Below are 15,122 nucleotides of genomic sequence, written 5' to 3'. Positions count from 1 at the left end.
ATGGAGAGATTGCACCCTATTCAAATTTTACTGGTTGAAGATAGTATTGGCGATATTCGTTTAACTGAAGAAGCACTTAAAGAAAGTAAGTTAAGAGTAGACTTAAGTGTTGTGATGGATGGTGTAGAAGCAATGGCTTTCTTAAGGAAAGAGGATAAATACACAAATGTCTCAACACCGGACCTCATTTTACTTGACTTAAATTTGCCAAGAAAAGACGGAAGGCAAGTTTTAAAAGAAATCAAAGAAGATGCTAATTTGCGCTCCATTCCTGTCGCTATTTTATCTATTTCTAAAGCAGAAGAAGATATTGCGCAATCTTATAATACGCATGTTAACTGTTACATTACAAAGCCCCTAGATTTAGAGCAGTTTATTGAGGTTGTTCGGTCTATTGAACACTTTTGGTTTACGATTGTAACGTTGCCGCCAAAAACTGAATAAGTTATTAGCCAAGGGTAGAGAATTAGGATGAAGAAAAAACACTTACTAATTATTGAAGCTAGCCCTGATGCGTCGCAATTAACTCAACAAGTTATATCTGCGATTGAAAAATTTGTATTTGAAGTAATTACACTTGGTGAGTTTAATACGGTAATAGCTAGATTAGATGAATTTGATCTAATTTTAGTGGATTTAGAGCTCACTGATCATGAGATCTTATCAGCTTTTAAACAGCTAACAATTATTGCGTCTCATATCCCAATTATTGTAATTAGCGATTTAGAAAATGAAAAAACGGCAATGAATGTTTTAAAAGAAGGGGTGCAAGATTATGTGTTTAAATCTGAAATAACAAGTAGTTCCCTATCTCGTGCTATTCATTACGCAATTGAACGTAAAAAATCTAAACAAGCAGATACCCAATTAGCTGCTATTGTTGAGAATGCATTTGATGCCATTGTAAGTATTACTGCCGATGGCACTATCACCAGTTGGAACAATGCTGCTGAGCAAATCTATCAATATTCTGCTGGTGAAATCATTGGTAAGCCGCTTTCTATATTATTTTCTCGACAGCAACAAAGTGAATATAGAAAAATAATTAATCGCATTGCTGCTGGCGGGAAAATTTCACATTATGAAACTGTTTTAAAAGGTAAAAATGGGCAGTATTTTGATGTTGCTCTTACTATTTCTCCTATTAAAACACGATCTAATAAGGTTATTAGTGCTGCCATTATTATACATGATATTACGAAAACGAAGCTAAATGAGCAACAATTAGCTATTCAATATCGAGTGACTTTAGCATTAGCAGAGGCGCCTAATTTAGATTATGCTGCCCACAGTGTCTTAAAAACTATTTGTGAAATATTTGAATGGCAAGTAGGTGAGCTATGGGCGGTTGATCAACAGAAAAAAGCACTCTGCTTGGTGTCAGTTTGGTATGCAAAAGATGACTATCGAGAATTAGAAAAAGTAAGCCATGGTAAGCAATGTAAATTAGGGGATGATTTGCCAGGGCTCATTTGGCAAATGGCAAGGCCGCATTGGATTGTCGATTTAAGAAATGACTTAAAAGCTAACCAAGTTATTCCCTTTATTGAAAAGGGCTTACAGAGTTTTTTTGGGCTACCTATCACTTATAATAATGAAGTAATTGGCGTTATTATTTTTTATAGTAAATTTTTAAGCGTACCTAGTATTAATTTAATCTCCGTTTTTACGACTATTGGTAGTCATATGGGTATCTTTATTAAGCGTAAACGGGTCGAAAATGAATTACTTTATTTAGCCCAGCATGATGTATTAACAGGGCTCGGTAATCGCGCTTCCCTAGAAAATAATTTAAATCATGCCATTTTAAATGCCAAAGTTCAGCAAAACGTGATGGCACTTCTTTATTTAGATTTAGATAATTTTAAAAAAGTTAATGACACCATGGGACATGATTGTGGTGATAAATTGCTGCAAGAGGTTGCCGTGCGTATTCGCAATAATGTTCGCAGTTTAGATTTTATTTCTCGTTTTGGTGGCGATGAATTTATTGTTATCTTGCCTAATATAAAGAATACAAAAAATATCGCAACTGTGGCGCAAAATCTTTTAGATGTGATGGTACAGCCATTTGTTCTTAACCAGAAAAAATTTTATATTTCAGTAAGTATTGGTATTACTATTTATCCTGATGATGGTGCAGATGCAGAAACCCTCATTAAAAATGCTGATATGGCTATGTATTATGCGAAGCTACACGGGCGCAATCATTATCAATTTTATTTGCCAGCAATTTCTGCATTTACCCAGCAAAAATTAATTCTAGAAAGTAATTTACATCATGCTTTGGAAAAACAGGAATTTATTCTTTATTATCAACCACAAGTTGCCATTAAAACAGGAAAGATAAGTGGTTTGGAGGCGTTAATTCGCTGGAACAGTGGTAATAATAAGATTATTTATCCCAAGCAATTTATCTCACTGGCTGAAGAAAGTAGTCTGATGATTCCTATTGGTGAATGGGTGTTACGTACTGCTTGCCAACAAATTAAAAGTTGGCAGGAAGATGGGTTATTTAGTGATTTAAATATTGCAGTGAATGTCTCTGTGCAACAGCTTAATTTTCGCTTCATTGAGCGTTTAAAAGCAATTCTTGATTTAACCCACATCAATCCTCGCCATTTAGAAATTGAATTTACCGAAAGTACGTTAATGACCTTAAATGATAAGAATCTATCTATCATAAAACAAATGAAAGAATTGGGTATGAAATTGTCTATCGATGACTTTGGTACCGGCTACTCTTCTTTTTCTTATTTAAAAGATTTTATGATTGATATTATTAAAATCGATCAATCTTTTATTTCGCAACTAGCGGTCGATAAGAATTGCCAGGCTATCGTTAAAGCGATTATTGCTATGGCTAAATCACTAAACGTAAAAGCTATTGCAGAAGGTGTAGAAACTGAAGAGCAATTAAGTATTCTTAAAAAATTTGGTTGCCATTATTATCAAGGCTATTTATTTAGTAAACCCATTTCTGTTAAGCAAGTCTATACTTTATTAAGGAAAGTAAATCACTAATTTATACTTAGAATGTAGTAAGTTGTTGAGTTTTATAAGGAAAATTCATGACTCAACTGAAGAAAAATACATCATTAACCTTATGTAATGTGTCTATTAAACCGGGCCAAAATCATACTATTCTTTGTGATTTTTCTAATTTTTATACCAGCAGGCGCATCAAGGTACCTATTCATATTTTTCATGGGCAACATACAGGGCCTAAATTATTTATCTTAAGTACCTTACACGGTGATGAGGTTAATGGTATAGAAATTATTAATCGCTTACACGAACACAAAGCAGTAAAGCACTTAAATGGCACACTCATTACGATTCCAGTCGCCAATCCATTTGGGCTTATTTTAAGAACCAGAGAAGCAATAGGACAAGATCTTAACCGCGTTTTTCCAGGTAATAAAACTGGAAAATTAGCATCAAGGCTTGCTTACTTTCTTACTGAAAATATTATTAAACAATGTGATTATGGCATTGATTTGCATTCAGGCGGAAACTATCTATTTAATCTGCCACAAACTCGAATTGATGAGTCGATGACCGAGTTGTGTCAATTAGCAGAAGCATTTGGCGTTGCTATTATTGATAGCCCAGTAAGAAAAAAATCGCTACGCGGATTAACCATGTCGCTTAATATTCCTTTACTCGTGTTTGAGGGAGGAGAAGCTTCCCGAGTCGATGATGGGTGTATTAAAGTTGGCTTACAAGGGGTACTTAATGTATTAGCTAATTTAAATATGATTGATGCTAAATGGGCGAAAAAAAAGACTAACCCTGTTTACTATAGGGAATTAACCTGGATTAGAGCACCAGCTGGTGGATTATTATTGCCGCATCAATCAATAAATCACCATATTAAAAAGAATCAAGTCCTTGCTAAAATATTAGATCCTTTCGATTTGGAATCTGCCAAACAAGTGCGCTCCCCATGCAATGGTACTATTATTGCTAAATCAACAGCCCCTTTGGTCAATGAAGGTGAGCCTTTATTTCATATCGCCCCAGATAGCAAAAAATAGTCATCTAATTTTTAGCAAGCAAGTGTAATAGGTGCTGCATCAAATGTAGTTGCTATGTCTTCGTTTTCTCCGCATCTAATCGATTGCTTAACTTTAATAGGTAGTGAATGTTCTTCTTTAAGCAAATGCGCCGTATGGGGTTTAAAGAATAAAAGGCTTCTATCAACAGGCTTTGTCTTATCAGGCGTATGCTTAGCAAAATTTGCATGCACGCCATTTAGATTAATATAAAAACTAGATAATATTGCCATAGTGTTTTTATGGCTTGCGAAATGAATTTGATAATCTGTTATATTTTGCAAAACTTCTTTGGTGTAATCATCCGCTTTATTTATAAATGATTCTATGTCGTAGTTTTTTAATTTTGTTAATTTAAATTTAATTTTCTCTATTAGGTCAGTTAATTGGTTTGCTGCATAATCTTGGCCCATATTTTTTAACTCATGCGTATCTTTCGCTAGGGCCTCTAAGTCATTTATGAGTTTAACAAGCTTCTCTTTAGCTCGCGAAACTTTAAATTCAATTCTTTTTTGAGCTCGATTTAATTCGCCTGAGTGGTTATTATAAACTGGAGAAAATTGTACAATGGCTTTGTCAATTGAGATACGTTCAAAGCTTTTACCCTTAAGCATTGCCTGTAGCATAGCAGTGATAATTTGCTTCTCATTATCAGTTAAGCCTGTAATATCTTGAAATAAACCTTTAAGATTGATGTTCTTCGCATTGCGATAAATCGCTGTAAAATTATCAGGTGAGCAGTCATAACTTTCAGTATCTACATGCCATAAAAGAGCAAGCACGCGTCCCATAGAAAAAATATCGAGGGCGGGTGTTTGCCTACCATGAGTAAAAATTTCAGGAGCCGTATAATGAGGTGTGCCAACAAAATCATTGCTGCTGCTATTTGCTGGAATACTTAAACCATAATCAAAGATGCTGACTGCAATAGGTTCTTTAAGATCAACCATGATATTTTCAGGTTTAATGTCGCGGTGAATGAGCCCTTTATCGACAACTTGCGATTTTAAGGCTCTTAAAAGTGCATAAGTTAAATCGATTCGTTGTTTTAATGTTAAACTATTTTTTTTCTCTATATCATCGTTAATCACATCGAAAAGTTCTTGGCCTTTTAATTTTTTCATGACCGTATAACTTGTATCGCCGTTAAAGACGGGCTCTTTAATAGCCAAATGATTAGCTTGTTGGGCCATCTGATATTCTTTGATGGCTAATGTCTTTGGGCGTGTGATAGTATGATGCTGTATTTTAACAACACGATTTCTGCCATGATAACCGTATTGTTTAAAACGAACCTCATTATCTTTAATTGCTAAGGTACCTTGAATATCGTAAACAGTGCCCATACCACCTGAACCTATGCAATGTGGGCTAATAAATTCATACCGTACATCATGACCATTTTTACATTTTCTACGGATTACATCGTGTTTAAATGTGATTTTTTTATCAGCAAACGTATAGATTTGGCCTTTTTTCCAAAAATTAGTTTGTGTTTGATCAGCAAAAAATTCAATTAGATTGTTTGTTCTTAATTTAGATAATTTCTTCATTTTTGCACCTCGTTGTCCTTATTTTTCAATACTAACGTTACCAACAAATGGTAAAAGAAGGAAAGCAAAAACTTTGAAATTTTAAATTTTGCTAGGCTTGACTGCTAGGTAAAGTAATTAAGCCAAGCCCGAAGCTTAACCCTTTGGTGGGTAAGGATCATGGCCATGGCTGTCTTTAAGTTCAATTTTACCGTCTTTGTCATGAATAAAAAGCTCAGTGTTTTGATTACGACTAATTTCTCTGGCCGCTTGAACGGCTTCACTTTTAGTATCAAAGCGACGAAAGGCGCGTTTTGATCCAGAGCGTTTAATAAGCCATCCACCATCTGCACTAGGCGTGACATGGTGTGAACCACTATATTTTACCATGAGTTATCTCGCATTAATTTCTTCTTACCGCTAAGTGTAGTACAGAAATTAATCTTTATTCGCTTAAGGCGGTCTGCTTAGACTTAATGGCTTTAATCACCTTAGTAGCTTTTATTGGGGGTTGATTGGTTTTTAAGATACGCCTAGATAACTTAAAATAAGTATAAGGAACCACATACAGTGAGAATAAAGTCCCAAATAACATGCCTCCTATAATAACAATGCCTAATTGTCTCCTGCTTTCTGAACCGGCACCTGTTGCGAGCGCTAACGGTAGGGCGCCTAATAACATGGCTAATGTAGTCATTAATATAGGACGAAGTCGAACGCACGCACTATCGAGGAGGGCAGTTAACTTATCTGTGCCTTGCTTTATTTGTTGATTAGCAAATTCAGTAATCATAATGCCATGTTTGGTAATTAAACCAATTAAGGTGATCATGCCAATATTACTGTAGATAGATAAACTTTGGTGAGTTAGATAAAGAGCAATAAGGGCACCAATAAGGCAAAGTGGTACACTGAATAAGACGATTAAAGGATCAATAAAACTTTCAAATTGCGCTGCTAAGACCAGATAAATAAATAATAGAGCTAATGAAAAAGCATATAAGCTATCACTAGAAGATTCTAAATAATCTTTTACCTGACCTGTAAAGCGATACTGAACGTCGTCTGGTAATTTGTTTTGGAGAATTTTTTGTGTTTCCTTAATGACATTTTGTAAATGAGCATTTGGTTTAAGTTCAGCACTAATGGTTGCAGCGCGTAAGCGATTTAAGTGCGGAAGACTATCAGGGCCAATCGTGGTTTTAATGTTTACTAAACTCGATAAGGGAATCATTTTGCCGCGTTCACTTTGCACATATAATTTATTAATGATAGCGACATCTCGTAATGCAGCATGTTTTAATTGTAAAATGACCTGATAAGTTTGACCCTCATAATTAAAATTAGCTGGATTATTGCCACCTAGCATCGTTGATAATAATTCGGCAATATCAGCAAAGTTGACTTCTAAATCAGCGGCGAGCTGGCGATTAATTTCAATATCAATTTGTTCACTATCAAGCGCTAAGTTATTTTTAATTTGCCTAAGTTCAGGCAATTCTGTCAATGATTTTATAATATCATTGCTAATCTCATTTAAGCGTAAATAAGATGTATTACTAAGTAAAGTCACGCTAAATTGACTGTTATTATTACCGCCACGATGGCCAAAGGGATTAGGACTTACAGGAAATACATTAACGCCAGTAATTTGTTGCATTTTTTCATTAAGCTCTTCCGTGATTTCTTTTTGCGAACGACTACGTTTATCCCACGGTTGCAATTGTAAAAGGGTAAAGGCGGTCGATGGTTTGATAGACGCTAAATAAACAGTTTTTTCAGGAATTGCCCCATAAATTGCTTCAAGCTCGTGCGTGTAGTGATTAGTGTATTGAGTGCTTGCATTGGTGGGTGAAGCAACTGGCCCAATAATATAGGACTGATCTTCAATAGGCGCTAATTCGGCCGGTAAAGAATAATACGAGAGTAAACCAAGTAAGCTCCCTAATAAAATGCCTGCCAAGAGGTAAGGAGGTTTGTTTATTATTTTTTTTAAGCTAGAAATATATTTCTCACTAAGCTTGGTAAAGAGCTCATTGAGCCACTGACTATAGCGATTTTCTTCATGCCGCAGTAATTGCGAGCACATCATAGGGGATAGGGTTAAAGCAATAATACCGGATAAAATGACACATATAGCCAGTGTTGCGCCAAATTGGAAAAATAGCTTGCCGGTAAAGCCTTTAACAAAACCAATAGGTGCATAAACAGCCGCTAACGTAATAGTCATTGCAATAATGGCAAAGCCAATTTCTGTACTTCCTTTAATAGCAGCGGCAAACGGTGTGAGGCCTGCTTTTAAATGGCGATAGCAATTTTCTAAAACAACGATTGCATCATCAACCACTAAGCCAATGGCTAAAACCATAGCAAGTAATGTTAATGTATTTAATTCAAACCCAAGCCAAGACATAGGCCAAAAAGCGCTGATTAAACAAATGGGAATCGTTATAATGGGAATTAATGCCGCGCGTAAGTTACCCAGAAATAAAATAACAACCAAACCTACAAAAATGGCTGCTTCAAAGAAGGTATGATAAACCTTACTAATCGACTGGTGAATAAATCGTGTTGCATCAAAAACAATATCAGCTTTGAGAGTAGGGGGAAAAGATAATTGCAATTGTTTTAATGATTTTTTTAAGGCTTGCGCTACTTCTAAAGGATTAGCATTTGATTGGGTTAATATAGCTAATCCTACTGCGGGTTTACTATTGATACGTAGTAAGTTGTCATCATTTTGACTGCCAACTTTAATTTTAGCGACATCGCTTAGTCGAATTAACTGATGCTTGCGCTGAGCAATAACTAATTCGGCAAATTTTTGCGCATTTTTTAAACGAGCATGAGTAACGACCGTGTAATAGCGATTTTTACTTTTAATTTGTCCGCTAGGGACATCAATATTTTGCTGGATAAGGGCCTTTTTTATTTGGGCGACAGTGATGTGGCGTGCGGCCATTTTTATAGGATCTAAGGCAATTTTTACAGCATAATTACGGTTGCCATGAAATACTACCTCACCGACGCCTTGAATTTCTTGCAGGGCAGGCTTTATGTTGCGCTCTAAATAATCTGTAATTTCTAAGGAATTTTTCTCGCTATCATGAAAGCCAATAATCATGATAGGTGTAGCATCCGCGTCATTTTTGGTAACTGTGGGTGCTTGGCTTCCTAGAGGCAATTTGTTTTGTAGGGCTGACATTTTATTACGAATGTCATTAATTGTTTCATTGATATCAACCCCTAGCTGCAAATCAATATTTATACGGCTTTTACCTAAGAAACTTACAGAACGTATGCTATCAACGCCAGAAATACTGGCGAGTGAGTTTTCAATAGGAATGGTGATGTCTTTTTCGACCAAATCAGGGCTAGCACCTTCAAAGTTAGTCGTAACAGTGATGGTGGGTTTGTCGATATTAGGAATATGGCGTATTGGCAACCTATGAAAATAAATGAGGCCAATAACAATTAATAGCACTGAAAAAACAATAGTAAAGACTGGACGTTTGATACAAAATTCAGATAAATTCACACATACTTCCCTTTATTTTTTGCAATGACCGGTGCCCCTTCTTTTAGCTTATGTTGGCCTCGGATAATAACCAGATCAGTTGGCTTTAAACCCTCACGAACTTCAATCATATCGCCATCATGTGAACCTACTTTCACACGCTTAGCAATTGCTTTACCCTTATCAAAAATGAAAACTTTTTGCCCACTGATGGTTGGAATAACGCTTTCTTCCGGTATCAAAAAACGTTTTTTAGGTTCGTCTAATTGATGCTTAACACGCACAAAAAGCCCAGGCGATAAGCGGTTTTGTCTATTATCAATCAATGCCTCTACCGCAATAGTACGCGTTTCTTTATCAACATTAGGAGCAATATAATTGACCAAACCCTGATAAATTTGACCCGGAAAGGCATCCGAAATAACTTGAACTTTCTGTCCTTGCCTAATATGAGCAATTAAATTTTCGGGTAACGTATATTCGACTTTAAGTTTTTGAATGGCAATTAAGCTAACTAAGGGCTGGCCTACTTTAACATACTGACCCACACTAATTTTACGTGACCCTAGTGTGCCGGTAAAAGGCGCTCTTAAACTTAACTTAAATAGCTGAGCTTCTTTTGCTTTCACAATATTCTGCTTTTCTTTAAGGTCAGCTAATGCTTTATCTAGTGCTTGCTCAGAGGCAAGTTTTCGCTTTGCTAGCTCTTGATTACGTTGATAAACTGATTCGCTCAAGATTAAATTTGCTTTAGCGGTAGCTAATTGACTTTTTAAAACGGTATTATCTAATTGGATTAACAAGGTACCTTTTTGAACTACCGAACCAGGCTTAAAATGAATGCTGGCAATTTGTCCTGCTAATTCAGAGCTGATATGGATACTATCTAAACTATTGAGGCTGCCAATTGTTTCAAATTCGTCGGCAAAATTTGCTTCTTTTATCGAGGATATTTCAACAAAAATAGGTTGAATAGCATGGTTTAATTTTTGGTCTTTATTGACAGGGTATAGAATATAGGAAATCACTATAAATATGCTTAAAATAAGTACGAAGCTGAACACACGATTTTTCAAGCTAAATGCCTCCTTGTTTTAAGCAGGCAATTATAAAGCAATTTAAATGAAGATTCAAAATAAGAATAACTTTAAAAGAGGGTGATTTAGATTAAATATTAATTAATTTTTCATAAATTTTTTTAACTTCAATTTATATTAATTATTATTTTTGTAATGATATTAGTATATTTTATTTTAAATTCCTTCTTAAATTTTTTCATATTATTATAATTTTTCTCTTAAAAATAGATAAAAATAAAGCATTTTTAGTTAGCTATTATTCTAATAATTATATATTTTTTTATTAAATTTTATAGATAATTTTGATTAAATATCTATTAAATTTAGCCATTAATAAGAATAATTTGAGTCTTTTTTATTATTAATAAGTGGCGTTTATAAATGGCCAACATCTAATCTGCATTAAATTAATCAAGTTAAAACATTCTTGTGAGAATGAAGCTTAAGCCAGTTATTTATTATGCTTATTTTGCCCAGCATGCTATATATTTATGCATAACGATTAACTAAAAGGGCTGTTTGCTGAAATTTGTTCACTATCTAAAGTTTGACTTTAAAGAAGTAATTTAAGGATAACATGTTAAGGATAATAACTATGAAAATAAGAACTTATCTAATGACCGTCATGCTGTTTGCTAATCTAAGCTTCGCTTTTGACATTAATCCCAATTACTCTTTAGTTAGCCCGGATCGTTGCACTAATACTAATTTAGCCAATGAAGCGCCAAATTTTAATCTACCCATGATAAAAAAATTTAAGCATCATAATAATGTCATACTAAGTGCCTTCTTTAAACCTCATCATGTCATTCATGACTTAGTAGTAACTGATCAAGATGCTATTAATATTCATGCTAAATTTGATTATGACTGGGTCTTACATAAAGATTTAGAAGACGAATATGTCCATGCTTATTACTTTGCAGATGGTACTGAGCAATGGGTTTATCTTGGTAAATACCTGACTAATAAGAATGGGGATGTATTTATTCCTCTTAAAGATAAATTAAAAGTTGGGGATTATTTAATGCGTATGGTTGTAGAAGGTGATGGCAGTACAGTTGATGGTTTTATTAGTATTATTAATCCTGATCATGAAGCCATTGTGTTTGATATTGATGGTACATTAACATTGTCAGATTTCGAAATAGTGAAAGATTACTTATCCATAGCAACAGCACTACCTTACTATTATGCAGCTGAAGTCTTAGAGGATTATAGCCAAAAAGGTTACGAACTAATTTTTCTAACTGCCCGTCCATATTGGATGGCTGCCATGTCTAGAGATTGGTTAAAAAATGTCTTATTTCACGACGCATGGCCACTTAAAACTCGCAACTCACTTTTAATGCGCGAAGGAACTGCTGCTTACAAAGCCAATTATTTAAAGGAATTAATACGCGAAAAACACTTAAAAATCATACGTGCTTATGGCAATGCCATGACAGATATAGAAGCTTATGCACTTGCTGGAATTCCAAAAGAAGAGACCTACATCATAGGACCTAATGCCGGCAAGAGAGGAACTAATCCAATACAAAAGGATTACACTAATCATTTTTATGAGGTTGTCTATCCAACACCTTTAGCCCATTGCAAAAGTAACCCGCAATAACAAGCGGTTAGGGATAAGTACAGCCAAAACTAAATCAGTTGGCTTGATACCAATGGGCAATATAGCAATTTTGTAAATACAGTGCAGAAGCCACCGTTTTTCATAACTCTATTTAGGTAGAAATTTAGGATGTAGTAATGAACTTATTCCTTAGCAGTTAGAGGTAGTTCAAGCCAATTACTTAAGACGTCAATCATTTTACGTGCTTGTTCATCGCTAGAGATATTAAATTTCGATTTCATCCAATATTGATTATTACGTTTTTGATAACGTCTAATCGAATATTTTACCGGGCCATAATCTTGCTTCATTTTATCCCATTCCTGATATCGGTATAAAATAGTAGTCCAAGCGCCCCGAGTTAAAACATATTTATCTAACTCACGAACAGTTTCAACCCCATCTTCTGAAAAAGAAATGGTTAAACTATCAATTGTTTCGCTCATTAAATATCCTTAGTTAAATTTAGTCGATGGATTGTAGTTTGCCATCTAGAAATGTCAAGCTCATTGATGGTTGATATTGATCAACCTGATAAACCCAAATCTCAGGTTTCGTAGCGCTTGGAACAACTTGGTTAATATAGGTATGATTCACTAAGGACGGTGTGCCACAGGCATTATAAACTAAACTGACCGGATCGCCGACTTCAACACTTCTACCACCACAAACACTAAATGCATTCGTGCCTGAGCCATTGAGGGTAATTGAGTAAACTTTATTATTGACAACATTCACTTGCACTTGGGCACCACCACCACTGTTACCACCAAACGTTGGCGCGCCACCATAGTTGGTATTACCTATAGGTAATCGCCAGACGCCGTAGAAGGCCGTTCTATCGCCCTCATTATTAAAAATAAGCTGTTGCATTTGGACTTTTTGAGTAAAAGGCTGGTTAGATTGCTGTTTACTTAATGGCTGCCCGCAGGCAGCAACAACTTGTGCTTGCGTCATACCTATATTAATAAAACCATGATTTTGTGGGCAATACACAGATTGCTGACTAAAGGCCATAAATGGAAAGATAAGCCCTGCTAAACACCAGTATTGTCTACGCATAATACAGCTACCTCCAAATTCTCTTCATGTTTCAATTATAGTGTGTTTGTCGCCTTTTGTTTTAATAATTAAAGGTGAAGTGGTAAGGATGCGCTGATAAAAAGTGTAATTACTTTTAAAATAATCATCACAATAAAAGGGGCAAAATCAAAACCTGAGATATTAGGAACGATTCTATGGCCTATTCGAATAAGTGGATCTGTTATTAAATTAATTATCATAGCAGCAGGGTGTGCTTGCCATTGTGGATTAGCCCAGCTTAGGATGATACGTATAAGGAGCGCATAAAATAATAAGTCACCTAACTGAATAACTAAGTCACCTATAACAAAAAGAAGTAAGTAAATTAGCGGTAAAACCACGCGATAGGCTATTAAGCCTAACAAGATAAATTTTATAATTTCAACAATAATAATGTAAGAAAAACTAATATAATCAAAACGATGAGGACGTCTTTTATTACTATAAACCATCGCTTCTATAGGTAAAACAATTCTATCAGTGAGCCGGTAAATAGCTTGTCCCATAGGGTGCAAGGGGCTTACGCGGTAGTAACGCATGATAATGCGCAGCCACAAGACAAAAATAATTAAATTAAAGAATATAGTGATTAAAAAGTAGCTTACTGCGATTAGTCCAGCCATGACATCCTCACTCTAAAGGGTATTATAAAAATTGGTATAGACATTATTAACCATTGTGAAACTTATTTTAGCGGATTAATGAGTTTCATTCATTGCTTTAGCTCTATCATAAGCTGCTTTTATCGCTTGAAAAATTAAATCTGCAAAATTATGCTCCTGTAAAACATCCAATGCGGCTGCAGTTGTTCCTCCTTTGGAGGTTACTTTTTGGCGTAATTCCTCTAAAGATAAATGGTTAGCATCTAATAAACTAAGAGCGCCTAGGGCTGTTTGTTTGGCAAAGGATTGCGCTAATGAGCGGGATAACCCCACTTGCTCACCTGCATGAATGAGTGCTTCTAAAAAGTAAAACATATAAGCAGGCCCGCTCCCTGATAAAGCGGTAATGGCATTTATTTCATCTTCCCTTTGAAGCCAAGCGGTAATACTTAAAGGTTTAAATAAACATTCGATGGTATCTTGTTGCTTTTTACTCACGTAATCATTGGCTATAAATGCAGTCGCACCTTTACCTACGGCAATAGGCGTATTTGGCATGCAGCGTACTATCGCTTGTTTTGGCGGGCAATAAGCAGCGATTGTACTGAGACTTATTCCTGCAGCAACAGAAATAAGCACGCAGTTTTCCGGTAGTAGGGCGCTAATTTCGGTTAAAATAGGAATAATTTGTGGAGGCTTAACCGCAAGGACAATAACATCCGCGTCTTTAATAAAGGCTGAGTTATTAAAATGTGTGCTTACGCCTTTCGTGTTAAATGCAGCAGGCAGGGAGGGGGAGGTGGCGAAAAGCTGCAATGCTTTATTGTGTTTTAAGCCCTCAATGAGTGCTTTTGCCAAATTACCATAACCAATAAAACAAATATTCATAGTTTACCTATTACGTTCACCAAAAATTGCCCGCCCAATACGGACTAAGGTACTACCGGCACGAATAGCAGCTTGCAAATCATCACTCATGCCCATAGATAATGTATCCATCTTCAAGTTTAACTGCTGATTGGTTTGTTCCAATAAAACGCTTAAGCGCTTTAAACTAGCATATTGTTCCGTGTCAGTTAAGCACGGCTTTGGGATTGCCATAAGTCCGCGTAAGCGCAGATTAGGTAGTGTGGTTAAGTAGTTTGCTAAATTAGGTAGTTCCGCGGGTAAAAGGCCTGCTTTTGTTTCTTCTTCGTCTAAATTAATTTGAATACAGATATTTAATGGTGGTAAATGCGGCAGCCGATGTTGGGAGAGAAGTTGGGCTATTTTTTTCCTATCAATGCTGTGTATCCAACTAAAGGAGTTCGCTATTTCTTTTGCTTTATTACTTTGAATAGCACCAATAAAATGCCACGTAATGGGCAAATCGTTTAAACTTAAGATTTTAGCCTGTGCTTCTTGCCAATAGTTTTCACCAAATTGACAGAGTCCTGCTTCATAAGCTTCTTTAATGGCCGCAATAGATTGGCCTTTGCTGACGCCAAGCAAGGCAACAGTATTAGGCGACCTTTGGCAAATTTGCAAAGTAGTATTAATCATTTGCTGAATATGTTGTATATTTTCTGCAATAGTCATCGTTTAAGTTTATTTTTTTAGACAATTTTATAAAGTAACGCAGTTTAAAAGGATGTAA

The 15,122-nt window shown here is 35.5% G+C and carries 13 protein-coding genes; 4 read left to right on the top strand and 9 right to left on the bottom strand.

Annotated features, from left to right (window positions below; translation table 11 throughout):
- The 3 genes from DYE47_RS11080 to DYE47_RS11070 are packed head-to-tail and all read left to right on the top strand — an operon-like array spanning window position 1 to window position 4,040.
- Window positions 1-444: a response regulator gene (locus DYE47_RS11080; RefSeq protein WP_115303342.1), complete on the top strand. Its 444-nt coding sequence runs from the start codon at window positions 1-3 to the stop codon at window positions 442-444.
- A 27-nt stretch (window positions 445-471) separates the two neighbouring features.
- A complete protein-coding gene (locus DYE47_RS11075; RefSeq protein WP_115303341.1) occupies window positions 472-3,024 on the top strand; it encodes an EAL domain-containing protein in 2,553 nt (850 codons plus the stop codon).
- A gap of 47 nt (window positions 3,025-3,071) precedes the next feature.
- Entirely contained in the window at window positions 3,072-4,040 is a 969-nt protein-coding gene (locus DYE47_RS11070; protein ID WP_115303340.1) for a succinylglutamate desuccinylase/aspartoacylase family protein, read from the top strand.
- Between the two features lie 11 nt (window positions 4,041-4,051).
- Here the strand turns inward: DYE47_RS11070 and DYE47_RS11065 are convergent, their stop codons facing one another.
- From DYE47_RS11065 to DYE47_RS11050, 4 genes are all read right to left on the bottom strand, one after another.
- Window positions 4,052-5,611, bottom strand: coding sequence for a protein kinase domain-containing protein (locus DYE47_RS11065; protein ID WP_115303339.1), 1,560 nt, complete (start codon window positions 5,609-5,611; stop codon window positions 4,052-4,054).
- Window positions 5,612-5,746: 135 nt separating this feature from the next.
- A complete protein-coding gene (locus tag DYE47_RS11060; protein ID WP_115303338.1) occupies window positions 5,747-5,980 on the bottom strand; it encodes a DUF2188 domain-containing protein in 234 nt (77 codons plus the stop codon).
- Between the two features lie 55 nt (window positions 5,981-6,035).
- On the bottom strand, window positions 6,036-9,128 hold the full coding sequence (locus DYE47_RS11055) for an efflux RND transporter permease subunit (RefSeq protein WP_115303337.1): 3,093 nt from the start codon (window positions 9,126-9,128) through the stop codon (window positions 6,036-6,038).
- Complete coding sequence (locus tag DYE47_RS11050; protein WP_115303336.1) at window positions 9,125-10,183, bottom strand: efflux RND transporter periplasmic adaptor subunit; 1,059 nt, start codon at window positions 10,181-10,183, stop codon at window positions 9,125-9,127. Before DYE47_RS11050 ends, DYE47_RS11055 begins: the two co-directional genes overlap by 4 nt.
- A gap of 598 nt (window positions 10,184-10,781) precedes the next feature.
- Here DYE47_RS11050 and DYE47_RS11045 point away from each other — a divergent pair.
- A complete protein-coding gene (locus DYE47_RS11045; protein WP_160149889.1) occupies window positions 10,782-11,801 on the top strand; it encodes an LNS2 domain-containing protein in 1,020 nt (339 codons plus the stop codon).
- Between the two features lie 143 nt (window positions 11,802-11,944).
- On the opposite strand, the gene DYE47_RS11040 is transcribed toward DYE47_RS11045, so the two are convergent.
- The 5 genes from DYE47_RS11040 to DYE47_RS11020 all read right to left on the bottom strand — a co-directional run bounded on the left by DYE47_RS11040 (window position 11,945) and on the right by DYE47_RS11020 (window position 15,064).
- Complete coding sequence (locus DYE47_RS11040) at window positions 11,945-12,247, bottom strand: hypothetical protein (protein WP_115303334.1); 303 nt, start codon at window positions 12,245-12,247, stop codon at window positions 11,945-11,947.
- A gap of 19 nt (window positions 12,248-12,266) precedes the next feature.
- The gene (locus tag DYE47_RS11035) at window positions 12,267-12,863 is read right to left on the bottom strand and encodes a DUF2845 domain-containing protein (RefSeq protein ID WP_115303333.1); all 597 of its coding nucleotides are present in this window, start codon (window positions 12,861-12,863) and stop codon (window positions 12,267-12,269) included.
- Window positions 12,864-12,931: 68 nt separating this feature from the next.
- Complete coding sequence (locus DYE47_RS11030; protein WP_115303332.1) at window positions 12,932-13,507, bottom strand: YggT family protein; 576 nt, start codon at window positions 13,505-13,507, stop codon at window positions 12,932-12,934.
- A gap of 75 nt (window positions 13,508-13,582) precedes the next feature.
- Window positions 13,583-14,374: a pyrroline-5-carboxylate reductase gene (gene proC, locus DYE47_RS11025; protein WP_115303331.1), complete on the bottom strand. Its 792-nt coding sequence runs from the start codon at window positions 14,372-14,374 to the stop codon at window positions 13,583-13,585.
- Between the two features lie 3 nt (window positions 14,375-14,377).
- Window positions 14,378-15,064, bottom strand: a complete 687-nt coding sequence (locus DYE47_RS11020) for a YggS family pyridoxal phosphate-dependent enzyme (protein ID WP_115303330.1) — start codon at window positions 15,062-15,064, stop codon at window positions 14,378-14,380.
- Window positions 15,065-15,122: the final 58 nt, after the last annotated feature.

Origin of the sequence: Legionella beliardensis (assembly GCF_900452395.1) — a bacterium.
Taxonomy (GTDB): Bacteria; Pseudomonadota; Gammaproteobacteria; order Legionellales; family Legionellaceae; genus Legionella_C; species Legionella_C beliardensis.
This window is presented reverse-complemented; position numbering and strand designations above follow the sequence as displayed.